Source organism: Burkholderia sp. CpTa8-5 (genome assembly GCF_017815045.1).
Classification (GTDB): domain Bacteria; phylum Pseudomonadota; class Gammaproteobacteria; order Burkholderiales; family Burkholderiaceae; genus Burkholderia; species Burkholderia sola.
Genome location: NZ_JAGIQD010000010.1, coordinates 64250 through 88303 on the forward strand (window position 1 = coordinate 64250; position 24054 = coordinate 88303).

The following is a 24054-nucleotide window of genomic DNA, read 5'->3' on the forward strand; positions in this document are numbered from 1 at the left end:
AGGGCGGCGACCCGGCCGGGGCCGGGCCGCCAGTGTCGAATCGGTGCGCCGGGCGAGCGGCGCGGCGGTTCAGCGGCCGGCCGGATCGACCGGCGTGCCTTCGACGGTCTGGCGCGCTTCGTCGACGAGCATCACCGGGATGCCGTCGCGGATCGGGTACGCGAGCTTGTCCGCGTTGCAGATCAGCTCCTGCGCGGCACGGTCGTAGTGGAGCGGGCCTTTGCAGATAGGGCACACAATGATTTCAAGCAGGCGAGCGTCCACGGAGTTTCTCCACAACGAGGGCAATGAGGCGAGGGTCGAGCGCGGCTTCGACGGGGACTACCCACAGTCGGGCGTCGCGCCAGGAAGCGCCCAATTTTACTGCATCCTTCTCGGTGATCAGGATCGCATCGACGGCATCGTCGACGAACGGATTGTCGGCGAACGCGTAATGGTCGGGCAGCGCGCGGGTCGCCGGCGAGAGGCCGGCCGCGCGCAGCGTCGCGAAGAAGCGTTCCGGCGCGCCGATGCCGGCCGCGGCGAGCACGCGTTCGTTCGCGAATTGCGACAGCGGGCGGCGCAGCGCGGGCTGGTCGAGGTGCCATGCGGCGCCCGGCGTCAGCGCGAGCGCGTAGGTGTCGGGCCACGGCGGCAGCGCGCCGCTGTACGGATCGTTGACGAGCGTCGCGTCGCGATGCCGCGACAGCGGCTCGCGCAGCGGGCCGGCCGGCAGCAGGAAGCCGTTGCCGCCGAGCCGGTGGTCGAATACGACGAGCTCGACGGTGCGCGCGAGGCGGTAGTGCTGCAGGCCGTCGTCGCTGACGATCACGTCGACGTCCGGATGCGCGGCGCGCAGCGCCTGCGCGGCCGCGACGCGGTCGGGGCACACCCACACGGGCGCGCCGGTGCGGCGCGCGATCAGCAGCGGTTCGTCGCCGGCCGCGCCCGGGCGCGACGCCGGCGTGACGGCCGTCGGCGCCTTCACGTTCGCGCCGTAGCCGCGCGACACGACGCCGGGCGTGAAGCCGGCCGCGCGCAGCGCGTCGACGAGCGCGATCACGGTCGGCGTCTTGCCGGTGCCGCCGACGGTCACGTTGCCGACCACGACGACCGGCACGCCGACGTCGACCGGCTGCTTCCAGCCTTGCGCGTAAGCGGTGCGCCGCAGCGCCGCGCCCAGGCCGAACACGCAGGCGAACGGCGTGAGCGCCCACGCGAGCGCGCCGCGCCGCTGCCATTCGCGCGTCAGGCGCGCTTCGAGTCGCGCGAGCGGGCCGCCGGGCGCGCTCATCGGGCCGGGCGCGGCGCGTCGGGCGCCGCGGCGAGGGACGGATTCGTCAAGGCGGGTTCTCCATTGGGCGGCGCATGCCGCGGGGTCCGTGGAAGGCGGCACTCTAGCGCGCCGCACGCCGGCGCGGCAAGCGCGACCGGCCGCCGCGGCGCGCGGGGCCGGATCGCGACGGCCTGTGGATAACTCTGTGAAAAACTCGCCGGTCGATCGTGTCAAACGCCCGCCCGGCGGGCATCGAATCGGATGAGAATCATTTCGAAAGGTTTAAAAGATTATAAAAATCAACGTGTTGCGAAGAATCGTCTGGCTTTTTTCGCGGTTTCCGGGCGTTTTACGCGGACGAATGCCAGAGTGTGGACACCTTCCGCGCACGGTGGCGAATGCGGCGGCGCTGGACGCCGCGCGCGCGTCGGACTATCGTGACGCCGCCAGCATTCATCCGACCGCCCATGCTTTCCGATTCTCCTTTTTCCGCACCCGGCGCCACGCGCGGCGGCGACGAAGTGATTCCCGTTTCGGCGCTCAATCGTGCGATCTCGACGATGCTCGAGCGTTCGTTTCCGCTGCTGTGGATTGCCGGCGAAGTGTCGAATTTCACGCGCGCCGCGAGCGGCCACTGGTATTTCTCGATCAAGGACCAGCAGGCGCAGATGCGCTGCGTGATGTTCCGCGGCCGCGCGCAGTACGCGGAATTCACGCCGCGCGAAGGCGACCGCATCGAGGTGCGCGCGGTCGTCACGATGTACGAGCCGCGCGGCGAGGTGCAGCTCAACGTCGAAGCCGTGCGGCGCACCGGGCAGGGGCGCCTGTACGAAGCGTTCCTGCGGCTGAAGGCGCAGCTCGAAGGCGAGGGCCTGTTCGCCGCCGAGCGCAAGCGGCCGCTGCCGGCCCATCCGCGCGCGATCGGCATCGTCACGTCGCTGCAGGCCGCCGCATTGCGCGACGTGCTGACCACGCTCGCCCGCCGCGCGCCGCACATTCCGGTGATCGTCTATCCGGCCCCCGTGCAGGGCGCCGGCTCCGCCGAAAAGCTCGTCGCCGCAGTTGCGACCGCGAACGCGCGGCGCGAGGTCGACGTGCTGCTGGTGTGTCGCGGCGGCGGCTCGATCGAGGATCTGTGGTCGTTCAACGACGAGGCGCTGGCGCGCGCGATCGCAGCGAGCGAGCTGCCGGTCGTCAGCGGCGTCGGGCACGAAACCGATTTCACGATCGCGGACTTCGCGGCCGACCTGCGCGCGCCGACGCCCACTGGCGCGGCCGAACTCGCGAGCCCGCAGCGCGCGCTGCTGCTGCGCGAGGTCGACGAGCGCCAGCGCGCGCTCGCGCGCGGCATGGCGCGCCGGCTCGAACAGCGCGCGCAGCAGCTCGACTGGCTTGCGCGGCGGCTCGTGAGCCCGGCCGAGCGGCTGCAGCGGCAGCGCACGCACGTCGAGCAGCTCGCGGTGCGGCTCGCGTCCGCGGCATCGCGGCCGGTGCGCGATGCACGTGCGCGTTTCGCGCTCGCGCAACTGCGCTGGCAGCGCGCGCGGCCCGATCCGTCCCAGGCGCGCCACGCGCTCGCCGGGCTGTCGCAACGTCTCGCGAGCGCGGTGCAGCGCCGTCACGAACGCGACACCGCGCGTGTGTCGGCCTGTGCGGCACGGCTCGAGGTGCTGAGCCCGCAGCGCACGCTCGAGCGCGGCTATGCGGCGCTGATCGATGCGCAGACGGGCCGCGCGGTGCGCGCACCGAACGCGCTGAAGCCGCAGCGGCGCCTGACCGTGCATCTCGCCGAAGGCTCGGCCGACGTGTCGCTCGCCGACGTGCAGCCACGGCTGACGGATACGATCTGACGTAACGGGTGCCAAGCGAAACGCGTGTCGTCGCAACACGCGCATCGCGGCGGGAACGGATGCTGCGCATCGTCGGGCTCGTCCTGCCCGGCGTTGCGCCAGCAGCGCTTTTCCGCATACCGCGGATAAATGGCCCGTGAGTTTGCGGGGTTATTCGTCCTCGCCTACAATCGGACGCTCGGCAGCATCCAACACAGCCTCCCTACATACTCAACGAAGGAATCGCCATGGCTCATACGCTCCCGCCGCTCCCGTACGCTGAAGACGCACTCGCGCCGACCATCTCGAAAGAGACGATCGAGTACCACTACGGCAAGCACCATCAGGCTTATGTGACGAACCTGAACAATCTGATCCCGGGCACGGAATTCGAAAACCTGCCGCTGGAAGAGATCGTGAAGAAGTCGTCGGGCGGCATCTTCAACAACGCCGCGCAAATCTGGAACCACACGTTCTTCTGGAACAGCCTGTCGCCGAACGGCGGCGGCGCACCGACGGGCGCGCTGGGCGATGCGATCAACGCGAAGTGGGGTTCGTACGACGCATTCAAGGAAGCGTTCACGAAGGCCGCGGTCGGCACGTTCGGTTCGGGCTGGGCATGGCTCGTGAAGAAGGCCGACGGTTCGCTCGACATCGTGTCGACGAGCAACGCCGCCACGCCGCTGACGACCGCCGACAAGGCGCTGCTGACGATCGACGTGTGGGAACACGCGTACTACATCGACTACCGCAACGCGCGTCCGAAGTTCGTCGAAGCGTTCTGGAACATCGTGAACTGGGACTTCGCCGCGAAGAACTTCGCGTAAGTCCGGCGCCTGCGCGCCGCCACGGCGCGCGGCATCGAAGCAAAGCCCTCGTTTCGAGGGCTTTTTGTTTTTTGCGCGGCCCGAACGTGCGGCGTTCGCTGGCTCAGCCGGCCATGCCGAGCATCCAGCCGAGCGCCGCGCTCGCGATCACGACGGCCCACGGCGGCACGCGCCAGAATACCAGCGCGACGAAGGCGACCAGCGCGGCGGCCAGGTCGCGCGGCGCGACGATCGTGTCGGTCCAGACCGGGTGGTAGAGCGCGGCGAGCAGCAGCCCGACGACGGCCGCGTTCACGCCGGCAAGCGCGGCCTGCATGTGCGCGCTGCGGCGCAGGCGCTCCCAGAACGGCGCGGTGCCGGCGATGAGCAGGAACGACGGCGCGAAGATCGACACGAGTGCGAGCGTGCCGCCGAGCCAGCCGTTCGGCGCATCGCGCAGCGACGCACCGAGGAAGGCCGCGAACGTGAACAGCGGCCCCGGCACGGCCTGCGCGACGCCATATCCGGCGAGAAACGCCGAATCGCCGACCCAGCCGGGTGCGACCACGGCCGCCTGCAGCAGCGGCAGCACCACATGGCCGCCGCCGAACACAAGCGCACCCGTGCGGAAGAATGCGTCGACGACAGCGAGCGAATCCGAGCGCAGCGCACGGGCTGCGGACGGCAGCGCGACGAGCAGCGCCGCGAACAACGCGAGCCACAGCACGCCCGCGTGGCGCGACACGTGCAGCGGCAACGGTTCGTGTGCATCGCGTGCCGGTTGCGGCAGCAGCACGAGACCGGCCGCGCCGGCCACGACGATCACCGCGACCTGCATCCACGCAGCCGGCGCGAGCAGCGCGACGCACGCGGCCGCGGCCATCAGCGTGACGCGCCGCGCATCCGGGCACAGCGTGCGCGCCATGCCCCACACGGCCTGCGCGATCACCGCGACCGACACGATGCGCAGCCCGTGCAACGCGCCGGCTTCGATCGGCGCGCCCGTTGCGTGAACGCCGAGCGCGAACAGCATCATCAGCAGCGCCGACGGCAGCGTGAAACCGAGCCACGCGGCGAACATGCCCGCATAGCCTGCACGCGCGAGACCGATCGCCATCCCGACCTGGCTGCTCGCGGGCCCCGGCAGGAACTGGCACAGCCCGACGAGATCGGCATAGGTGCGCTCGGTGAGCCAGCCGCGCCGCGTGACGAATTCCGCGCGAAAGTAGCCGAGATGCGCGACCGGGCCGCCGAACGACGTGAGGCCGAGCCGCAGGAATGCGATGAAGACGGGCCACGGATGGCGGGCGGAGGCGGGGACGGTCGACGTGTTCAAGGCGGTGCGCGCGGCGGACGGAACGAGTTGCCACGATAGCGCAACTCGGCGGCCGCGGGCAGCGCATGGCGCCAATCGCGGCCAATCGCGGCCGATAGATGTCGTTGCGCGTCGTTCAGTACGGGCCGTCGCCGAGCCCGCTCGCGCGGCGCAATGCGTCGATGTCCACGAGTTCGATCTCGCCGACGTGCAGCCGCACGACGCCATCCGCCTGCAGCGCCTTCAGCAACTGGTTGGTGGTCTGCCGCGTCAGCGACAGCATCGACGCGAGCGTTTCCTGCGACAGCCGGATGTGCGTGCGCCCGGCGCTGATGCCGCCGTAGCCTTCGGCGATCATCAGCAGCCGCGCGGCGAGCCGCTGCGCGGCCGGCATCACGCTCATCGATTCGACGGTCAGGAAGCTCAGGCGCAGCTTTTGCGCCATCAGCAGCGCGAACTGCCGCCAGTATTGCGGCGTCGTCTCGAGGATCGCGAGCAGCCCGGCCTGCGGCACGTGCAGCAGCAGCGCGTCGTCGAGCGCGATCGCGTCGTGCGTGCGCGGCTGGCCGTCGAACAACGCGATCTCGCCGAACCACGTGACGGGCTCGGCCACCGTCAGCAGCGTCTCCTTGCCCTGCGGATCGACCGCACCTATCGTGAGTGAACCGGCCAGGACCGCGTACAGTCCGCACGGCGGGTCGCCGCGCCGGAACAGCGCGTGGCCGGACGGCAGCCGGCGCAGCGTCGCGCGGGCGATCAGCTCCGCGCGCAACGCGGGCGGCAGCGCGGCGAACCACGGGTTCGATTCGAGCTGCGGCAGGTATGGGGCGAGCGAGGCAGGCATGGGCACGCGATGTCGGGTAGCTGACAGAGGTTCTCGGGCGTGACGCGCATCATAGCGCTCAACAACCGATCAGGAGACGCGATGAAGACCCTCGAAGACCATCTTTCCCAGTATGCGGCCTACCATCGCGACGCGCGCAACATCGCGACGCATCTGATCGGCATCCCGATGATCGTGTTCGCGGTCGAGGTGCTGCTGTCGCGGCCGGCGCTCGGGATGCTGGCCGGCATCGCGCTGTCGCCGGCGCTGCTGCTCGCCGTCTTGTCCGCGCTGTTCTACCTGCGTCTCGACCTGCGGTTCGGGATCGTGATGACCGTGCTGCTCGCGCTCGGCCTGTGGGCCGCGCAGTCGCTGGCGCCGCTGCCGACCGCGCAATGGCTCGCGATCGGCGTCGGCGCGTTCGTCGTCGGCTGGATCGTGCAGTTCGTCGGGCACTGGTTCGAAGGCCGCAAGCCGGCATTCGTCGACGATCTGGTCGGCCTGATCGTCGGGCCGTTGTTCGTCGTCGCCGAGGTCGCGTTCTTCGCGGGACTGCGCGGCGACGTGCGCCGCGAAGTCGAGCGGCGCGCCGGTCCCGTGCATGGCGGTGCGCATTCGCATGTCTGACGGGCCGGCCGGGCCGGTCTGCGTGTTCGGCGCGGGCGCGTCCACGACGCCGAACGCGCGACGGCGCGTCGGGCTTGGCGCGGCGATGCGCGGTGGGCCGATCTGACCGCGCAGGCGCCGCGTGCGGGCCACGTGCCGGCCCCGTAGACCGGCGTCGCGCGAACCCGGTCGGCGCGGGCCGCGCGCAGCGACTAAGATGCGGAGTGCGTCATCCGACGCCCTTGCGGAGCACTCGCCATGGCGGATCGCCCGACTCTCGATGCCTACGACACCCATGCCGCGCAATACGCGCAGGACTGGCTCGACCAGGCCGCGCCCGACGACATGTACGCGCTGCTCGAACAGCATTTCACGCCGGGACCGACCGCCGACGTCGGCTGTGGGGCGGGGCGCGACACGGCCTGGCTCGCGTCGCGCGGCTTCGACGTGCGCGGCTACGACGCGAGCGCCGCGCTGCTCGACGAGGCGCGGCGTCGCCATCGCGGGCTGACTTTCGAGCTGACCGCGCTGCCGGCGCTGGCCGGCGTACCGTCCGGCGCGTTTCGCAACGTGCTGTGCGAAACGGTCGTCATGCATCTCGAACAGGCGGACGCAGCGGCGGCTGCCGCGCGGCTGGCCGATCTGCTGATGCCGGGCGGCACGTTGTACCTGAGCTGGCGGGTGGCCGGACACGGCGTGTTGCGCGACGAGCGCGGCCGCCTCTATACGCCGCTCGACTCGGCGCGGATGCATGCGGCGCTGGGCGCCGGCGTGCAGGTGATCGACGAACACGAAGTCGTCAGCGCGTCGTCCGGCAAGCGCGTGCACCGGCTGATCGTGCGCAAGGCGGCCGGCGACGCGTGAACGCGGCGCGCCGGCGCGCTTACTCGCGGCTGAGCGCCGCTTCCCAGTTGATGTCGACGCAGAGCACCTGCATGCCGGTCGCGGCCGGCGCGGCGATCGACGCGGTCACGCACAGGTGCGCCTCGTTGATCGACAGGTAGGGCGGCGTCAGGTGCACGCGGCCCGGCGCGCGCATCGCGTCGATGAAATACGGGCGGCGTTCCCAGCTCGCGCCTTCGGAATGCAGCAGCGGCCGGAAGCGCTTCGCGCGTTGCGACACGCTGCCGCGCGCGAGCACGTTGTCGCCGATCTGGCGGCCCGACGCGTCGAGCAGGAAGCAGCGCGCGGTCTCGGGCAGCCCGAGCACGGCGGTGGCCGCATCGGTGAGCGATTCGCCCGCGCCGAGCCGGCGGCTCGCTTCCTCGAGTGCGGCGACGTACGGCGCGAGCCGTTCCGACTGCGTGCGCTCGCGCTGCGCGACGCGCAGCCGCAGCGCGGCCGACAGCGTATCCATGCAGCCCGCGGCGGCCTGCGGCTGCACGGGATCGACGCTCGGCCCCGCGAAGTACTGGCCCTGCACGAAATCGACGTCGCATTCGAGCGCGATCAGCGCGTCGCGTTCGGTCGAGAGGCCGCCCATCAGCACGAGCTGGCCGGATTCGTGCAGCAGCGACACGAGCCCCGGCAGCACGCGTTCGAGATGCGAGTGCTCGCTCGCCTGCGCGAGGATGCCGCGGTCGAGCGTGACGATGTCGGGATGCAGATGCCACACGCGATCGACGTTCGAGTGCTTCGCGCCGAACCCGACGAGCGCGATCAGGAAGCCGGCCTTGCGCAGCCCGTCGATGATCGCCGCATAGCGCGGCGTCTCGCCGCCGGCCTGCTCGGGCACCTCGAGCACCACGCGGTGCGGCGGCAGCCCGAGCGCCTTCAGGTTCGCGAGCAGCGCGTCGCCGTAGACGGTGTCCATCAGCGCGGCCGGATGCAGGCTCAGGAAGAGCCATTCGTCGTGGCTGTCGAACGCGTGGAAGTTACCGAGATGCAACGATTCGGCGAGCCGGCCGAGCTCGAGCAGGTCGCCGCGCCGCGCCGCCTGCGTGAATACCTCGTGCGACGCGACCTGGCGGCTTTCCTCGTCGTGCGCGCGCAGCGACGCGTGATAGCCGATCGCGCGCCGGTGCGACACCGAGAAAACGGGCTGGAACACGCTGAACACGGTGTAGCCGCCGTACAGCACGGTGCGCCGGTTCCCGTCGTCGCCGGCGACCGGGCGGGGCGGCTGAAAGCCGGGGGGATCGATTTCGATCATGCTCATGATGTCGGCCGAAGGAAGACTGCCAGTTTACCTACAGAATAGGCGAGCAAGAAGCATGCACGGCAGGGCGCCACGTGCGGCCGCCGGTCGCGGTCGATACGCGCACGCGTGCCGGGCCGCGTTGCACCGCGATGGTGCGCGCGGGCCCGATTCGGCGCGCGCCGCCGGTCACGCGCGCTCGGACGGGTCGGTCTTGCGCGCGGTGCTGCGGATCTCGGGCGCGAGCTGCGCGAAGATCCACGCGGACGCGGCCGTGATGATCCCGACGCAGATGAACGTCGCATGGAACGCCGGCAGCGTGTTGCTCGGCGTCACGGTGCGCAGCATGCCGGTGAACGTCGCGAGCAGCGCGCCGGCGACCGTGACGCCGAGGCTCATCGACAGCATCTGCACGAGCGAGAACAGGCTGTTGCCGCTGCTCGCGCCGCCGGTGCCGAGATCCTTCAGCGTCAGCGTATTCATCGCGGTGAACTGCATCGAGTTGAAGCCGCCGAACAGCGCGAGATGCACGACCTTCACCCACACCGGCACCGTGTCGCGCATCAGCGCGAAGCTCGCCATCATCACGCCGACCATGATCGTGTTCGCGAGCAGCACCTTGCGATAGCCGTGCTGCGTGATCAGCCGCGTGATGATCCGCTTCGAGAACATGCCGGCTGCCGCGACCGGCAGCATCATCAGCCCGGCCTCGAACGCCGAGTAGCCGAGGCTCACCTGCAGCAGCAGCGGGATCAGGTACGGCATCGCGCCGCTGCCGATCCGCGCGAACAGGTTGCCGAGCAGCCCGACGCTGAACGTGTGGATCTTGAACAGCTCGAGCGAGAAGATCGGCTGCGGCGCGCGCACCGCGTACAGCCCGTACGCGACGAAGCACGCGAGGCTCAGGATCAGCAGCACCAGTACGGCCGCGTGCTGCATGCCGAGATCGGCGAGCCCGTCGAGCGACAGCGAGATCGCGACCATCCCGATCGTCAGCAGCAGATAGCCCTTCAGGTCGAAGCGGCCGGCGGCCGGGTTGCGCGAGTCGGGCATCGAATAGAAGGTCGCGATGCAGCCCGCGACGCCGACCGGCACGTTGATCAGGAAGATCCAGTGCCACGACGCGATCTTCACGAGCCAGCCGCCGAGCGTCGGCCCGATCAGCGGGCCGATCAGGCCCGGAATCGCGACGAACGACAGCGCGGGCAGGTAGCGTTCGGCCGGGAACGTGCGCAGCACCGCGAGCCGCCCGACCGGCAGCAGCATCGCGCCGCCGACGCCCTGCACGACGCGGAACGCGACGAGCTGCGTCAGCGTATGCGCGTTCGCGCACAGCAGCGAGCCGAGCGAGAACACCAGGATCGCGCTGAAGAACACGCGCCGCGTGCCGAACGTATCGGCGAGCCAGCCCGACACGGGGATCATCACCGCCATCGTCAGCGAGTACGCGATCACGACCGATTGCATCCGCAGCGGCGATTCGCCGAGGCTCGCGGCCATCGACGGCAGCGCCGTGTTGACGATCGTCGCGTCGAGCGTCTGCATGAAGAAGCCCGTCGCAACGAGCCAGAGCATCACGGTGAGGTTCTTTTCGCCGGGAGCGGCGGCGGGCGGGCTTTGGAACATGACGGCGGGGGGCGGTGGCGCGGGACAGCCGACATTGTAGGGAAAGCCGCCGCGCCTTGCAGATTCTGCGCGGTATGTCGTGCGGTTCCGGCCGGACCGGGCGGGCGCGGCGGCCGGCTGCCTGTCCCCGTCGGGCGGCCAGTACAGTTCAGCCGGAACTGTTCGCGGCCGTATCTGTCCGGGTGCGGCCGCTCTCCGAAATACTGGTGTCATCGAACCGGTGCGACCAGGAGGCTGCGATGCGCGAACTGCGACTTTACGTAATGGACGGCGACGAGCCGGCCGGACGGTGGCGGATCGTCGATCGTACGCTGCTCGAAGTGGCCGAAGGCGACGTGTGGGTGACCGTCGAGGGCCGGCCAGACGATCACTGGCTGGGCGCGGGCGAATCGTTGACGTTGCTGCCCGGCACGCGCGCGTGGGTCAGCGCCGGGCCGCGCGGCGCGACGTTCGCGTTCGGGCCGCTGGCGGTGCCGGCCGTGCGCACCGCGCCCGCGTGGTGGCGCCCGTTCGCCGCATGGCGCGACGGCCGGCGTCACCCGGCCGCGTCGCTGCCGACGTAGCGTGCGCGCGGCCGGATCAGCTTTCCGTCCGCGTACTGTTCGAGCGCGTGCGCGATCCAGCCGGCCGTGCGGCCGGCCGCGAACAGCGTGAACGCCGCGCCGTCGGGCAGCGCGAGCGTGCGCTCCAGCACCGCGAGCGCGAAATCGATCGTCGGCCGCAGGCCCGTCGCTGCTTCGACGCGTGCGGCGAGCGCGCGCGCCGCGCGCAGCGCCGGCCGGCCGGGCGCCGTCGCATGCAGCGCATCGAGCAGCGCCCGTGCGCGCGGGTCGCCGTCGGGGTACAGCGGGTGCGCGAAGCCGGACAGGGCCGTGCGCCCGCCGTCCGCGCGTTCGTCGTGCGCCAGCCGCAGCGCGAGGTAGCGATCGAGATCGGCGGCGCGGGCCGCTTCGTCGAGCAGCGTGCCCGCGCGGAACGTCTCGCCGCCGTGACGCGGCCCCGACAGCGCCGCGAGCCCGCCCGAGATCGCACCGAACAGATGGGTGCCGGTCGATGCGATGCAGCGCACCGCGAAGGTCGACGGATTCAGTTCGTGATCGGCGCACAACACGAGCGCACGCCGCAGCAGGTCGGCTTCGTTGCGCCGCCGCACGCGCCACGCGGCCGCGAGCTGGCGGTGCACGGGCGCGTCGCCCGGCGCGATGCCGGCGAGCGCAGCCGTCGCGACGCGCAGCAGCAGCGCCGCGGCATCGAGCTGCGCATCGCGCCCTTGCGCCCACAGGCGCGGCAGCGATGCGGCCGCGGCCGGCAGCAGCACCAGCGTGCGTTCGAGCGGTGCGAGATGCGCCCAGCGACGCGCACAGTCGTCCCACTGCGCCGCATCGAAACCGCCGGAAGCGAGCGACGCGGCGGCCAGCCGCGCGGGCGGACAGTCCCACAGCCGCGCGGCCGTTTCTTCGAGCGTCGCCGCGTCGGCCAGCGCGAGTGCATCGACGCCGCGGTAGCGCAGGCGGCCGTCGGCGATCTGCGTGATCCGCGATTCCAGGACGGGCACACCCCAGTCGAGCGAACGTTCGGCGACACCGCCCGCGCGTTTCGCATCGGCGCGGCGGCGCGCGAGCAGGCGCACCTCGTTGGCGTCGTAGCGGCGGCGCTTCGTCGCGCCGTCGGGCAGCGAGCGCAGCAGGCCGCGGCTCACGTACGCGTAGAGCGTGCTCACGCTGACGCCGAGCATGCCCGCGGCTTCCTGCGCACTGACGGATGTCATGCCGGTGGCTCCTGTCGCCGCGCATGAAGCGCGGGCCCGTTACGACTATTCGTTATGTATTGATTCGCGCAATCAAGATTGATCGCGCCTGTCGCGAATTCTAGACTCGATTCCGTCTCCTCAACGGCGTCTCCTCCACCATGACACCCGAATCCGCATTGGCGCATCTTTGGCAACTCGCACGTGGCGAGCGCGACGCGCTGGCCCGCACGACCGTGACGGGGCAGGACCCGACGCTGCCGTCGACGTTTCATGTCGGCACGCTCGCTGCCGCGACGATCGCCGCGGCCGGGCTCGCGGCAGCCGAATGCCATCGGCTGCGAACGGGCGTGGCGCAATCGGTCGACGTATCGGTGCGCGACGCGCTCGTGGCGTTCCGCAGCGAACGCTACCTGCGCGTGGACGACGGGCCGCCGCCGGAGCTGCGCCATCCGGTGACCGGCTTCTTCGAGACGGGTGACGGACGATGGATTCAGCTGCACGCGAATTTCCCGCATCATTTGCACGGCATTCTCGACGTGCTCGGCTGCGGCCCGCAGCCCGCCGACGTCGCCGCCGCGATCCGTACGTGGGACGGCGAGGCGCTCGATACCGCGCTGGCCGACGCCGGCCTGTGCGCGGCATTGATCAGAACCCCTGATGAATGGGCGGCGCACGAGCAGGCGCACGCGATCGCGTCGCTGCCGCTGTTCGAGATCGAGCGGATCGGCGACGCACCGGCCGAGCCGATCGGCCGCGGCGAAGCCGGCCAGCCGCTGGCCGGTGTGCGCGTGCTCGATCTCACGCGCATCATCGCGGGGCCGGTCGCGGGCCGCACGCTGGCGTCCCACGGCGCGCAGACGCTGCTCGTCAACGGTCCGCACCTGCCGAACATCGCGCCGCTCGTGATCGACAACGGGCGTGGCAAGCGCTCGACGCGGATCGATCTGCGCGACGCGGCAGGCGTCGATACGCTGCGCGCGCTCGCGCGCGAGGCGGACGTGTTTCTGCAGTCGTACCGGCCCGGCGCGCTCGCGGCGCGCGGTTTCGCGCCGCAGGCATTGGCCGAACGGCGGCCCGGCATCGTCTACGTGTCGGTGTCGGCGTACGGGCATGCAGGGCCATGGGCGAAGCGGCGCGGGTTCGACAGCCTCGTGCAGTCGGCGAGCGGAATCGCATGGCAGGAGCAGCAGGCCGTGCAGGCGCGCGGGCCGCGCCATCTGCCGTGCCAGGCGCTCGATCATGCAACGGGGTATCTCGCGGCGTTCGGCGCGATGATCGCGCTCGCGCGGCGGGCGCGCGAAGGGGGAAGCTGGCACGTGCGGATGTCGCTCGCGCAGACGGGGCGCTGGCTGCAGTCGTTCGGCGCGGTGCCGGACGGGTTGCACGCGCCCGATCTCGCGTTGGCCGACGTGCGCGACCGGATCGACCGCATCGCGTCGCCGTTCGGCGTGCTCGACACCGTGCGGCCGGCCGAGCGACTGTCGGCGACGCCGCCGTCGTTCGCGCGGCCGCCCGTGCCGCTCGGCACCGACGACGCGCGCTGGCTGTGAGCGCCGGCGACGCGCGTCGCGTTACTTGCGCAGTTCGACGACGAAATCGTAGTAGTCGTTGCGGCAGTAGGTATCGGTCAGTTCGATCGCGCGCTGGTCGGACGTATAGCCGATCCGCGTGATCAGCAGCAGCGCGTCGTGCGGGGCGATGCCCATCTGCTCGGCGATCTCGTCGGTCGCGTTGACCGCGCGGAAATGCTGCAGCGCGCGCACGATCGGCGTGCCGCGCGCTTCGAGATAGCTGTACAGCGAGCCGACGATCGCCTGCGGATCGGGAATCAGCGTCGCGGGGAACGTCGAATTCTCGACGGCCATCACGATGCCGTCGGCGAGACGCAGACGTTTCAGGCGTGTTACCGATGCGGCCGGCGACAGCCCGAGCTGGATCACTTCGTCGCGGTTCGCGGGCTGAATTTCGCGCGCTAGCCACTGCGAGCTCGGCTTGAAGCCGCGGCGCTCGAGCATTTCGCTGAAGCTCGACAGCCGCGACAGCGGATCCTCGTAGCGCGGCTGGATGAAGTTGCCGGCGCCCTGCGTGCGACGGATCAGGCCCTGCTCGACGAGCAGCGCGATCGCCTTGCGCGCGGTGATGCGCGACACGCCGAGCGCTTCGGACAACACGCGCTCGGACGGCAGCGCCTCGCCGGCCGTCCAGCGGTTGTCGTGGATCGCATCGCCGAGCTTGCGGGCGAGCTGCAGGTAGAGCGGCGTATCGTTGTCGGGGTCGGGGCGCAGGTCCTGCCAGCGGTCGTCCGTGGGTGCCTTCATACAATGGGTATCGATCAGGTTGCGGCCATTCTAAGTCATCATGCCGCGCCGTTATAGCCGGTTTTTGCCGCGCAATAGGCCGGGGGCGCACCGATTGACTACACTGATGCGTCGTATCCGATGCTTCGGCCGCGGTGTGCGGCCACGAATTCGCCACGAGGAAACGCATGACAGACACGATCGCCACGGTCGTTTTGCCGAACGGCGAGACGATTCCGAAGCTGGGCCTGGGCACCTGGGAAATGGGGGAGCGGCCGGCGCGGCGCGCGGACGAGATCGCCGCGCTGCGCGAGGGCGTCGAGCTCGGAATGACGTTGGTCGATACCGCGGAGATGTACGGCGACGGCGCGACCGAGGAACTGGTCGGTGACGCGCTTGCGGGCCTGCGCGACGACGTGTTCCTCGTCAGCAAGGTCTATCCGCACCATGCGAGCCGGCGCGGCGTCGCCGCCGCGTGCGACGCGAGCCTCAAGCGCCTGCGTACCGATCGCCTCGACCTGTACCTGCTGCACTGGCGCGGTTCGGTGCCGCTCGCGGAAACGGTCGAGGGTTTCAACGCGTTGCAGCGTGCGGGCAAGATCCGGCACTGGGGCGTGAGCAACTTCGATACGGCCGACATGGCCGAACTCGTCGACGACGCGGGCGGCGGGGCGTGCGCCACCAACCAGATTCTCTACAACATCGCGCGACGCGGTCCGGAGTTCGACCTGCTGCCGTGGCTGGCCGATCGTCGGATCCCGGCGATGGCGTACAGCCCGGTCGATCACGGGCGGCTGCCGAAACGCTCGCCGCTCGACGACATCGCGCGGCTGCGCGGCGTGTCGGTGACGCGCGTCGCACTGGCATGGGTGCTCGCGCAGCCGGGTGTATTCGCGATTCCGAAGGCGTCGCGGATCGAGCACGTGCGCGACAACCGCGCCGCGCTCGATGTCGTGTTCAGCGATGACGAGCGCGCGCAGCTTGACGCGTATTTCCGTCCGCCGCGCAGCAAGCGCGCGCTCGAGATGCTCTGACCGACTTCAGCCGGGCAACGCTTCGGGTCAGTGGCGGCCGCCCGACGATCCGCCGTTGCCGGGACCGCCGCCGTTGCCGTTGCCGGCGCCACGGCCGTTGCCGACGCCGTTGGCCCCGCCGTTGCCGGCGCCGCCACTGCCATTGCCGTTACCGTTGCCGCCGCCATTGCCGTGGCCGCCGGTGCCGTTGGCGCCGCCGCTTCCGCCGCTCCCGCCGTTACCGTTTCCACCGCCATTGCCACCGGCGCCATTGCCGTTACCGCCGCCGTTGCCCGCGCCACCACCGCCGTTTCCGTGGCCACCTCCGCCGTTACCATGGCCGCCGCCGCCGCCGCCGCCGCCGCCGCCGCCGCCGCCGCCGCCGCTGCCGCCGCTGCCACCGCTGCCACCGCTGCCGCCACCGCTGCCGCCGCCGCTGCCGCTGCCGCTGCCGCTGCCGCCGCTGCCGCCGCCGCCGCTGCCGCCGCTGCCGCCGCTGCCACCGCTGCCACCGCTGCCACCGCTGCCACCGCCACCGCCACCGCCACCGCCACCGCCACCGCCACCGCCACCGCCGTTGCCGTGACCGCCGCCGCCGCCACCATGACCACCGCCGTTGCCGTGACCGCCGCCGCCACCATGACCACCGCCGTTGCCGTGACCGCCACCATCGCCATGGCCGCCGCCGTTGCCGTGACCGCCACCATCGCCATGGCCGCCGCCGTTGCCGTGACCGCCACCGTCACCATGGCCGCCGCCGTTGCCGTGACCACCGCCGTCACCATGGCCGCCGCCGTCGCCGTGACCACCGCCGTCACCATGGCCGCCACCGTCGCCATGACCGCCGCCATGACCGTGACCGCCGCCGTCACCATCGCCACCACCACCGTGGCCACCGCCACCCGAAGTGCCGCCACCCGAAGTGCCGCCACCCGAGGTGCCGCCACCCGAGGTGCCGCCACCCGAGGTGCCGCCACCCGAAGTGCCGCCACCCGAAGTGCCGCCACCGGAAGTGCCGCCACCCGAGGTGCCTCCACCGGAAGTGCCGCCGCCCGAAGTCCCACCACCTGAACCACCGTTCCCGGACGCATTGCCTCCGCGGCCCGTGCCGTTCGTACTGCCGGAGGTTCCGCCTGTCGTTCCGCCGACACCCGCAGGTCCGACGGCGCCGTTCCCGTTGTTGCCGCCGCTACCGTTCCCATTCCCGGTGCCGCCGCCGTTTCCGTTTCCGCTGCCGCCCGCACCGGCGCCGCCATTACCGACGCCCCGGCCGGCATACACGTGTACCGCGCACGCAGCCGGATTGGCGGCGCACGGCGATGCGTTCTCGACGAGCGTCATGATGGTGTCCGCGCTGGCGTTCGCGTCGGGCGCGGCGTCAGGCGTCGTGTTCTGTGCGACCGCATACGAGCAGCAGCACGCGAACGCGGCCACGGCCAGCAAGGTTGCACGAGGGCGCCGTCCCGCCGCGCGGAACGGTTGTTTCGTTTTATGCATCATGGCCTCCCCATGCGCGCGATGCCTCGTAGCCGCGCGACGATTTACGTGTGGTGCAGGGGGGCGTAAAAGATTCGTAGTCCTATCGTCGGCCGATCGCCTTCGGGCCGACGCTGGACGTCAGCCGCGAACGCGGATCGGCACGCGGGCCCGCCGTGCGAATCTCACTCTGCGAGATTCGTGCCATCGGCCGCTCGGGCCCGTCGGTAAAGGCGGGCGCAGTCGCGTGACCGCGCATGCAACGTCGTAGGGGAGCGTTTTGTTTCCGGAATGAAACGTCGGAGGAGTCGTTCAGCGCGCCGGCGCGTCGGCCGCGCGTTGCCAGCGGTGGAACAGGATCGACGCGATCCAGCAGACGAGGAACAGCGCGACGATGCCGTAGCCGATCGAGCCGAAGCGTTCGCCGAGCGCGTCGAGCGTGTCGCGCACGGGGCCCGTCAGCGACAGCTTGTCGGCCAGCAGGCCGGCTGCCTCGATCCCGCCGATCGCCAGCGCGACGGCCGCCGAGACGAACGTGATGCTCGCGTTGTAGAGCAGCTTGCGCTGCGGATCGTCCATTGCCCAGCCGTATGCCTGAATCATCAGCACGTTGTCGGTCGAGTCGATCAGCGTCATGCCGGCGGTGAAAAGCGCGGGAAACAGCATGACCGTATAGACCGGCAGCCCCTGGCTCGCCTGCGCGGCGGCGATCGCGAGCAGGCCGATTTCGGTTGCAGTATCGAAACCGAGCCCGAACAGCACGCCGACCGGATACATGTGCCAGCTCTTCGACACGAACCGGAACAGCGGGCGCAGCAACCGCGATACGAGTCCGGCGGGACGATGCTCGTGCGCGCCGTCGTGCGTGTGCCCGGACGCGCCGCGATAGCGTCGCCACACGTCGCGCAGGATCATCAGGTTCACGCACGCGAGCACCAGCAGGAAGGTAGCCGATACCGCCGTGCCGATCGTGCCGCCGATCTCGCGGAATGCATCGAACCGGTCGCGCAGCGCGAACGCTGTCAGCGCGATACCGAGCGTCGCCGCGATCACGATCGTCGAATGACCGAGCGAAAAGAACAGGCCGACGCTCGCCGGACGCTGGCCGTCCTGCATCAGCTTGCGCGTCGCGACGTCGATCGCGGCGATGTGATCCGCGTCGACCGCATGACGCAGCCCGAGCCCGTATGCGATCGCCGCGGTGCCGAGCAGCAGCGGATGGTCGTGCAGCACCGCGAGCGCCCACAGCCAGACGGCGACGTTCGCGGCGATCAGGCCGGCATAGAGGGTCAGCAGGCGGCGCAGGGCAGGGGTGGGCGGCATCGGGCGGGTTCCATCTGACGAAACGCCATCCATTGTGGCACGCGAAAAAAAGCGCGGCACGCCGATCGACAAGCCGCGAACGCGATGCGCGCCGGACGAAAAAAAGCCCGTCCGGAATGAACCGGACGGGCCTTGTGCGCATGCGCCGAAGCGCGAGCGAGCGGCGCTTACTTCACTTTCGCGTTGATCACGGCTTCCGACACGTTCGCCGGCGTTTCCGCGTAATGCTTGAACTCCATCGTGTATGTCGCGCGGCCCTGCGTGGCCGAACGCAGCGACGTCGAATAGCCGAACATTTCCGCGAGCGGCACCTCGGCGCGCACCAGCTTGCCGCCGCCGCCCGCGATGTCCTCCATCCCCTGCACGATGCCGCGCCGGCTCGACAGGTCGCCCATCACGTTGCCCATGAAGTCCTCGGGCGTCTCGACCTCGACGGCCATCATCGGCTCGAGCAGCACCGGCTTCGCCTTGCGCATCGCTTCCTTGAACGCCATCGAGCCGGCCATCCGGAACGCGTTTTCGTTCGAGTCGACGTCGTGGTACGAACCGAACGTCAGATGCACCTTCACGTCGACGACCGGGTAGCCCGCGAGCACGCCGCTCTTCAGCGTCTCGGTGATGCCCTTGTCGACGGCCGGGATGAACTCGCGCGGAATCACGCCGCCCTTGATCTCGTCGAGGAACTCATAGCCCTTGCCGGGGTTCGGCTCCAGCGTGATCACTGCATGGCCGTACTGGCCGCGCCCGCCCGACTGCTTGACGAACTTGCCTTCGACGTCGGCCGCCGTCGTGCGCACCGTTTCGCGATACGCGACCTGCGGCTTGCCGACCGTCGCCTCGACGCCGAACTCGCGCTTCATCCGGTCGACCAGGATTTCGAGGTGGAGCTCGCCCATCCCCGAAATGATGGTCTGGCCGGACTCTTCGTCGGTCTGCACGCGGAACGACGGATCCTCCTGCGCGAGACGGTTCAGCGCGAGGCCCATCTTTTCCTGGTCGGCCTTCGTTTTCGGCTCGACGGCCTGCGAGATCACCGGCTCCGGGAATTCCATCTTTTCCAGGATGATCGGCTTGGCCGGATCGCACAGCGTGTCGCCGGTGGTCGCTTCCTTCAGGCCGACGGCCGCCGCGATGTCGCCCGCGCGCACTTCCTTGATTTCCTTGCGCTCGTTCGCGTGCATCTGCAGGATCCGGCCGAGCCGTTCCTTCTTGTCCTTCGTCGCGTTGAGCACCGTGTCGCCAGACTCGACGACGCCCGAATACACGCGGAAGAAGATCAGCTGGCCGACGAACGGGTCGGTCATGATCTTGAACGCGAGCGACGAGAACGGCTCGTCGTCGCTCGGATGACGTTCCGCCGGCTTTTCCGGATCGGCGAAGTCGTGGCCGAGGATCGCGGGCACGTCGACCGGCGACGGCAGGTAGTCGATCACCGCGTCGAGCATCGCCTGCACGCCCTTGTTCTTGAACGCGCTGCCGCACAGCATCGGCACAATCTCGTTCGCGATCGTGCGCTGGCGCAGCGCGGCCTTGATCTCGTCCTCGGTCAGCGATTCATGGTCGTGCAGATACTTCTCGAGCAGTTCCTCGCTCGCTTCGGCCGCGGCCTCGACCATCTTCTCGCGCCATTCGTGCGCGAGCTCGACGAGGTTCGCGGGGATGTCCTCGTACGTGAACTTCACGCCCTGGCTTTCGTCGTCCCACACGATCGCCTTCATCTTCACAAGATCGACGACGCCCTGGAAATGGTCTTCCGCGCCGATCGGAATCTGGATCGGCACGGCGACGCCTTTCAGGCGCTCGCCGATCTGCTTCTGCACGCGGAAGAAGTCGGCGCCGATCCGGTCCATCTTGTTGACGAACGCGATGCGCGGCACCTTGTACTTGTTCGCCTGGCGCCACACGGTCTCGGATTGCGGCTGCACGCCGCCGACCGAGTCGTAGACCATGCACGCGCCGTCGAGCACGCGCATCGAGCGCTCGACTTCGATCGTGAAGTCGACGTGCCCGGGTGTATCGATGATGTTGATCCGGTGTTCCGGATAGTTGCCGGCCATGCCCTTCCAGAAGGCCGTGGTCGCGGCCGACGTGATCGTGATGCCGCGTTCCTGCTCCTGCTCCATCCAGTCCATCGTGGCCGCGCCGTCGTGCACTTCACCGATCTTGTGGCTCACGCCGGTGTAAAACAGGATGCGCTCGGTCGTCGTGGTCTTGCCGGCATCGATGTGAGCGCTGATCCCGATATTTCTATAGCGCTCGATGGGGGTTTTGCGGGGCACGTGAACCTCCTGGTGGTTCGGATCGTAAGCGGGCCGGCTGATTGGGTGCCGGCCCGGGCTGGAACTAGCGAGATTTAAAGGATAGCGCTTGTCCGTGGCTTTTGCAGATGCGGGCAGCGGGTGCCGAATCAAGGCGGGCGCCGCCGGCGGGCGAAAAAAAAGCCGGCGCCCGACAAGAAATGACGGGTGGCCGGCTGTCGGTCGGTGCGCGACGCGATGCCGCCGCGCGGGCCGTGGCGGTTACTGGGCCCTCGGCAGGCCGTCGAGCTTCATGCCGGGCTTGATGCCTTTCGCGGCGAACCAGCCCTTGCTCATTTCCAGCGCATAGACGCCGTTGTTGCGCGGGCAGTGGTTGTCGGTGGTTTCCGCGCGCATCTCGTCGATGTCGGTGATCGTGCCGTCGGCGCGGATGAACGCGATCGACAGCGGAATCAGCGTGTTCTTCATCCAGAAGCAGTGCACGGCGTTCTCGTTGAAGACGAACAGCATGCCTTCGTTCGGCGCGAGCTGCGAACGGTACATCAGCCCCTGTTCGCGGTCGGCGTCGTTCGCGGCGACGGCCGCGTCGATCACGTACATGCCGGCGCGCAGCTTCACGCGCGGGAACTCGCCCGGCTGCTTGGCGCCGGGCGGCACTTGCGCGCCGGCGGCCTGCATGCCGAGCGCGAGGACGGCGAGCGCGGCGGGAAACACGGCGGCACGCGCAAGGCGGCCGAGCGACGGGCGCAGGGAGAAGTGCACAGCATGGCTCCTGTCTGGAAAACGAGACCCGCATGGTACGCGATGCGTGCCGGCGGGCACAAAAAAGAAAAAGGCAGATCGCCTTGCGGTGATCTGCCTTTCAACGCCGTAAGAACGGCAGGACTGCGTGTTCTTGACTGCGTTATTACAGCTTGCTTACTTAGTTCGAAGCAGCTGCCGGTGCTGCTGCGTCGCTTGCTGCAGCCTTCTTCGATGCCTTGTGGTGCTTCTTGGCAGCGTGGTGCTTCTTGGCAGCGTGCTTAGCCGGTGCCGAAGCAGCTTCTGCTGCTGCCGGAGCAGCTTCCGGAGCCGAAGCTTGTGCGAAAGCAGCCGTTGCGAAGAGGCCAGCGACCAGAGCGGCGATCAGTTTGTTCATGTTGTGTTCCTCAGCTTTAGTTAATTAACCAAATGACCCGGCAATAGGAGTCATGTCGTCTAACGGTGCCATCCACCTTTCGGTTGACAGACGCTTCGAGAAATTTCTCTTTGCGCTGCGGGCGCCGAATCGTATTCGAATAAAACGTCGCTTTCGTGACGCAAACACGGGTTCGGCTGCCAATGCCGGATAGCTAAGGTTGGCATCTGCGTGATTTAACGCGCGATCTGCGCGGGTGGTTGACGAAAAAGATGACGAAAAATTCGCGCGTCCCGGATTCGTCATCCGGCCGGCGCGAAACCGTCCCACGGCGCGCGCGGCGGCAGCGCGATTGTTTCGCCCGGCGCAATGCCGAGCGCGAATATATCGAGCGCGCCGATGCCGACGCGCACCAGACGCAACGTCGGGAAGCCGACGGCCGCCGTCATCCGGCGTACCTGCCGGTTCTTGCCCTCGGTGATCGCCAGCTCGATCCACGTGGTCGGGATCGCGGCGCGGTAGCGGATCGGCGGATTGCGCGGCCACAGCGTGTCGGGCGGCTCGATGAATTCGGCGCGGCACGGGCGCGTCACGTAGTCGCCGAGGTCGACGCCGCGTGCGAGCGCCTTCAGGTCGGCCGGCCCCGGCGCGCCGTCGACCTGCGCCCAGTAGCGCTTCACCAGCTTGTGGCGCGGCTCCGCGATGCGGGCCTGCAGCGCGCCGTCGTCGGTGAGCAGCAGCAGCCCCTCGCTGTCCGCGTCGAGCCGGCCGGCCGCATACACGCCGGGCGTTTTTACCCAGTCGCCGAGCGACGGTCGCGTCTCGTGCGCGGAAAACTGGCAAATCGTGCCGAACGGCTTGTTGAGGGCGATCAGGTTCATGGCGGGGCGCCCGCCCGGCGCCCCGCGGGAAGCGGGGGCGGGCGGTCTATGGCAAATGGCGGAATCTTAATGCATAATACGGAACGGCAAGTCCTCTGTCTTATATAAGACATAAGTGAGGTCTTGATACGCAGTGCCGCGGTTCGCGCCGAAGTGCCCGGTTGGGGCGCTAGAATAGCGGCTCGCTGTTGTCGTCACGGGGTGGCCATGCCTCGCCCCGCCGCGCGCGCAGCTTCGACCAGCATCACCTGCTCAGCCACGTCACTGGAGTCGATCATGCCGTATCAGCACATCAAGGTTCCGGAGGGCGGTGACAAGATCACCGTCAACAAGGACTTCTCGCTCAACGTTTCCGATCAGCCGATCATTCCCTATATCGAAGGCGACGGTACGGGCTTCGATATCACGCCGGTCATGATCAAGGTCGTCGACGCGGCGGTCGCGCATGCGTACAAGGGCCAGCGCAAGATCCACTGGATGGAGATCTTCGCGGGCGAGAAGGCGACCAAGGTGTACGGTCCGGACGTGTGGCTGCCGGACGAAACGCTGCAGGTGCTGAAGGAATACGTGGTGTCGATCAAGGGGCCGCTCACGACCCCGGTCGGCGGCGGCATCCGTTCGCTGAACGTCGCGCTGCGCCAGGAGCTCGACCTGTACGTGTGCCTGCGCCCGGTCCAGTACTTCAAGGGCGTGCCGTCGCCGGTGCGCGAACCGCAGAAGATCGACATGGTGATCTTCCGCGAGAATTCGGAAGACATCTACGCGGGCATCGAATGGGCCGCGGGCTCCGAGCAGGCGAAGAAGGTGATCAAGTTCCTGCAGGACGAGATGGGCGTGAAGAAGATCCGCTTCCCGGAAACGTCCGGGATCGGCGTCAAGCCCGTGTCGACCGAAGGCACCGAGCGTCTCGTGCGCAAGGCGATCCAGTATGCGATCGACAACGATCGCAAGTCGGTCACGCTGGTGCACAAGGGCAACATCATGAAGTTCACGGAAGGCCTGTTCCGTGACGCCGGCTACGCGCTCGCGCAGAAGGAATTCGGCGGCGAGTTGATCGACGGCGGCCCGTGGATGCGCGTGAAGAACCCGAAGACGGGCAACGAGATCGTGATCAAGGATTCGATCGCCGACGCGTTCCTGCAGCAGATCCTGCTGCGCCCGGCCGAATACGACGTGATCGCGACGCTGAACCTGAACGGCGACTACATCTCCGACGCGCTGGCCGCGCAGGTCGGCGGCATCGGGATCGCGCCGGGCGCGAACCTGTCGGATTCGGTCGCGATGTTCGAGGCGACGCACGGCACGGCGCCGAAGTACGCGGGCAAGGATTACGTGAACCCGGGTTCCGAGATCCTGTCGGCGGAAATGATGCTGCGCCACCTCGGCTGGACGGAAGCAGCCGACACGATCATCGCCGCGATGGAGAAGTCGATCCTGCAGAAGCGCGTCACGTACGACTTCGCGCGCCTGATGGAAGGCGCGACGCAGGTGTCGTGCTCCGGCTTCGGCGAAGTGCTGATCGAGAACATGTAAGACCCCTTC

General features: G+C 69.2%; 22 protein-coding genes. 8 read left to right on the top strand and 14 right to left on the bottom strand.

The features are described 5' to 3' along the window. Positions 1-69: 69 nt before the first annotated feature. Both J8I35_RS17155 and lpxK read right to left on the bottom strand, forming a co-directional pair. Positions 70-264 (bottom strand): Trm112 family protein, encoded by a 195-nt coding sequence (locus J8I35_RS17155; protein WP_006482216.1) that lies wholly within the window; start codon positions 262-264, stop codon positions 70-72. Continuing rightward, entirely contained in the window at positions 245-1273 is a 1029-nt protein-coding gene (gene lpxK / locus J8I35_RS17160) for a tetraacyldisaccharide 4'-kinase (RefSeq protein WP_124557690.1), read from the bottom strand. The genes J8I35_RS17155 and lpxK overlap by 20 nt, the downstream gene beginning before the upstream one ends. 449 nt (positions 1274-1722) lie before the next feature. Here lpxK and xseA point away from each other — a divergent pair, with 449 nt between their 5' ends. After that, positions 1723-3105 (top strand): exodeoxyribonuclease VII large subunit, encoded by a 1383-nt coding sequence (gene xseA / locus J8I35_RS17165; protein ID WP_089488757.1) that lies wholly within the window; start codon positions 1723-1725, stop codon positions 3103-3105. Between the two features lie 227 nt (positions 3106-3332). Next, a complete protein-coding gene (sodB, locus tag J8I35_RS17170) occupies positions 3333-3911 on the top strand; it encodes a superoxide dismutase [Fe] (RefSeq protein WP_006489396.1) in 579 nt (192 codons plus the stop codon). Positions 3912-4014: 103 nt separating this feature from the next. On the opposite strand, the gene chrA is transcribed toward sodB, so the two are convergent. Then, positions 4015-5226: a chromate efflux transporter gene (gene chrA / locus J8I35_RS17175; RefSeq protein WP_209926314.1), complete on the bottom strand. Its 1212-nt coding sequence runs from the start codon at positions 5224-5226 to the stop codon at positions 4015-4017. A gap of 115 nt (positions 5227-5341) precedes the next feature. Further along, complete coding sequence (locus tag J8I35_RS17180) at positions 5342-6049, bottom strand: Crp/Fnr family transcriptional regulator (RefSeq protein ID WP_209926315.1); 708 nt, start codon at positions 6047-6049, stop codon at positions 5342-5344. An 81-nt stretch (positions 6050-6130) separates the two neighbouring features. On the opposite strand from J8I35_RS17180, the gene J8I35_RS17185 reads away from it, so the two are divergent. Further along, a complete protein-coding gene (locus J8I35_RS17185) occupies positions 6131-6655 on the top strand; it encodes an Mpo1-like protein (RefSeq protein ID WP_209926316.1) in 525 nt (174 codons plus the stop codon). 237 nt (positions 6656-6892) lie between these two features. Continuing rightward, positions 6893-7498 carry a methyltransferase domain-containing protein gene (locus J8I35_RS17190; RefSeq protein WP_209926317.1) on the top strand — a complete coding sequence of 202 codons (606 nt, stop codon included), beginning with the start codon at positions 6893-6895 and terminating at the stop codon, positions 7496-7498. A gap of 19 nt (positions 7499-7517) precedes the next feature. Here the strand turns inward: J8I35_RS17190 and J8I35_RS17195 are convergent, their stop codons facing one another. Further along, positions 7518-8792, bottom strand: coding sequence for an EAL domain-containing protein (locus tag J8I35_RS17195; protein ID WP_050017078.1), 1275 nt, complete (start codon positions 8790-8792; stop codon positions 7518-7520). A gap of 168 nt (positions 8793-8960) precedes the next feature. Beyond that, positions 8961-10397, bottom strand: a complete 1437-nt coding sequence (gene mdtD / locus J8I35_RS17200; protein WP_124595614.1) for a multidrug transporter subunit MdtD — start codon at positions 10395-10397, stop codon at positions 8961-8963. A 239-nt stretch (positions 10398-10636) separates the two neighbouring features. On the opposite strand from mdtD, the gene J8I35_RS17205 reads away from it, so the two are divergent. Further along, positions 10637-10960, top strand: coding sequence for a DUF2917 domain-containing protein (locus J8I35_RS17205; protein WP_124595613.1), 324 nt, complete (start codon positions 10637-10639; stop codon positions 10958-10960). Here the strand turns inward: J8I35_RS17205 and J8I35_RS17210 are convergent. Beyond that, complete coding sequence (locus tag J8I35_RS17210; protein WP_209926318.1) at positions 10933-12165, bottom strand: citrate/2-methylcitrate synthase; 1233 nt, start codon at positions 12163-12165, stop codon at positions 10933-10935. The genes J8I35_RS17205 and J8I35_RS17210 overlap by 28 nt on opposite strands. Before the next feature lie 140 nt (positions 12166-12305). Here J8I35_RS17210 and J8I35_RS17215 point away from each other — a divergent pair, with 140 nt between their 5' ends. Next, on the top strand, positions 12306-13697 hold the full coding sequence (locus tag J8I35_RS17215) for a CoA transferase (protein ID WP_204383372.1): 1392 nt from the start codon (positions 12306-12308) through the stop codon (positions 13695-13697). A gap of 21 nt (positions 13698-13718) precedes the next feature. Here J8I35_RS17215 and J8I35_RS17220 read toward each other — a convergent pair whose 3' ends face one another. Then, positions 13719-14465 (bottom strand): GntR family transcriptional regulator, encoded by a 747-nt coding sequence (locus J8I35_RS17220; RefSeq protein WP_006489667.1) that lies wholly within the window; start codon positions 14463-14465, stop codon positions 13719-13721. A 167-nt stretch (positions 14466-14632) separates the two neighbouring features. Between J8I35_RS17220 and J8I35_RS17225 the strand changes: the two genes are divergently transcribed. Beyond that, the gene (locus J8I35_RS17225) at positions 14633-15478 is read left to right on the top strand and encodes an aldo/keto reductase (RefSeq protein ID WP_124557699.1); all 846 of its coding nucleotides are present in this window, start codon (positions 14633-14635) and stop codon (positions 15476-15478) included. Between the two features lie 27 nt (positions 15479-15505). Here J8I35_RS17225 and J8I35_RS34620 read toward each other — a convergent pair whose 3' ends face one another. From J8I35_RS34620 to J8I35_RS17255, 6 genes are all read right to left on the bottom strand, one after another. Then, positions 15506-16954 carry a hypothetical protein gene (locus J8I35_RS34620; RefSeq protein WP_245170312.1) on the bottom strand — a complete coding sequence of 483 codons (1449 nt, stop codon included), beginning with the start codon at positions 16952-16954 and terminating at the stop codon, positions 15506-15508. Positions 16955-17245: 291 nt separating this feature from the next. Then, positions 17246-18256, bottom strand: coding sequence for a HoxN/HupN/NixA family nickel/cobalt transporter (locus tag J8I35_RS17235; RefSeq protein ID WP_209926320.1), 1011 nt, complete (start codon positions 18254-18256; stop codon positions 17246-17248). A 167-nt stretch (positions 18257-18423) separates the two neighbouring features. Then, positions 18424-20535, bottom strand: coding sequence for an elongation factor G (gene fusA / locus J8I35_RS17240; RefSeq protein WP_023477042.1), 2112 nt, complete (start codon positions 20533-20535; stop codon positions 18424-18426). A gap of 240 nt (positions 20536-20775) precedes the next feature. Beyond that, positions 20776-21276: a DUF192 domain-containing protein gene (locus J8I35_RS17245; RefSeq protein WP_089488754.1), complete on the bottom strand. Its 501-nt coding sequence runs from the start codon at positions 21274-21276 to the stop codon at positions 20776-20778. A 160-nt stretch (positions 21277-21436) separates the two neighbouring features. Then, a complete protein-coding gene (locus J8I35_RS17250) occupies positions 21437-21652 on the bottom strand; it encodes a hypothetical protein (protein ID WP_011352970.1) in 216 nt (71 codons plus the stop codon). A 281-nt stretch (positions 21653-21933) separates the two neighbouring features. Beyond that, positions 21934-22512, bottom strand: coding sequence for a pseudouridine synthase (locus tag J8I35_RS17255; protein WP_006490892.1), 579 nt, complete (start codon positions 22510-22512; stop codon positions 21934-21936). Between the two features lie 276 nt (positions 22513-22788). Here J8I35_RS17255 and icd point away from each other — a divergent pair, with 276 nt between their 5' ends. Further along, positions 22789-24045, top strand: coding sequence for an NADP-dependent isocitrate dehydrogenase (gene icd, locus J8I35_RS17260; protein WP_039368210.1), 1257 nt, complete (start codon positions 22789-22791; stop codon positions 24043-24045). Positions 24046-24054: the final 9 nt, after the last annotated feature.

Excerpts from the sequence above, each read along its gene's own strand:
- lpxK (WP_124557690.1), bottom strand. The coding sequence starts at position 1,273 with ATGAGCGCGCCCGGCGGCCCGCTCGCGCGACTCGAAGCGCGCCTGACG.
- xseA (WP_089488757.1), top strand. The coding sequence starts at position 1,723 with ATGCTTTCCGATTCTCCTTTTTCCGCACCCGGCGCCACGCGCGGCGGC.
- sodB (WP_006489396.1), top strand. The coding sequence starts at position 3,333 with ATGGCTCATACGCTCCCGCCGCTCCCGTACGCTGAAGACGCACTCGCG.
- J8I35_RS17180 (WP_209926315.1), bottom strand. The coding sequence starts at position 6,049 with ATGCCTGCCTCGCTCGCCCCATACCTGCCGCAGCTCGAATCGAACCCG.
- J8I35_RS17185 (WP_209926316.1), top strand. The coding sequence starts at position 6,131 with ATGAAGACCCTCGAAGACCATCTTTCCCAGTATGCGGCCTACCATCGC.
- J8I35_RS17190 (WP_209926317.1), top strand. The coding sequence starts at position 6,893 with ATGGCGGATCGCCCGACTCTCGATGCCTACGACACCCATGCCGCGCAA.
- J8I35_RS17195 (WP_050017078.1), bottom strand. The coding sequence starts at position 8,792 with ATGAGCATGATCGAAATCGATCCCCCCGGCTTTCAGCCGCCCCGCCCG.
- mdtD (WP_124595614.1), bottom strand. The coding sequence starts at position 10,397 with ATGTTCCAAAGCCCGCCCGCCGCCGCTCCCGGCGAAAAGAACCTCACC.
- J8I35_RS17205 (WP_124595613.1), top strand. The coding sequence starts at position 10,637 with ATGCGCGAACTGCGACTTTACGTAATGGACGGCGACGAGCCGGCCGGA.
- J8I35_RS17210 (WP_209926318.1), bottom strand. The coding sequence starts at position 12,165 with ATGACATCCGTCAGTGCGCAGGAAGCCGCGGGCATGCTCGGCGTCAGC.
- J8I35_RS17215 (WP_204383372.1), top strand. The coding sequence starts at position 12,306 with ATGACACCCGAATCCGCATTGGCGCATCTTTGGCAACTCGCACGTGGC.
- J8I35_RS17220 (WP_006489667.1), bottom strand. The coding sequence starts at position 14,465 with ATGAAGGCACCCACGGACGACCGCTGGCAGGACCTGCGCCCCGACCCC.
- J8I35_RS17225 (WP_124557699.1), top strand. The coding sequence starts at position 14,633 with ATGACAGACACGATCGCCACGGTCGTTTTGCCGAACGGCGAGACGATT.
- J8I35_RS34620 (WP_245170312.1), bottom strand. The coding sequence starts at position 16,954 with ATGCATAAAACGAAACAACCGTTCCGCGCGGCGGGACGGCGCCCTCGT.
- J8I35_RS17235 (WP_209926320.1), bottom strand. The coding sequence starts at position 18,256 with ATGCCGCCCACCCCTGCCCTGCGCCGCCTGCTGACCCTCTATGCCGGC.
- J8I35_RS17250 (WP_011352970.1), bottom strand. The coding sequence starts at position 21,652 with ATGAACAAACTGATCGCCGCTCTGGTCGCTGGCCTCTTCGCAACGGCT.
- J8I35_RS17255 (WP_006490892.1), bottom strand. The coding sequence starts at position 22,512 with ATGAACCTGATCGCCCTCAACAAGCCGTTCGGCACGATTTGCCAGTTT.
- icd (WP_039368210.1), top strand. The coding sequence starts at position 22,789 with ATGCCGTATCAGCACATCAAGGTTCCGGAGGGCGGTGACAAGATCACC.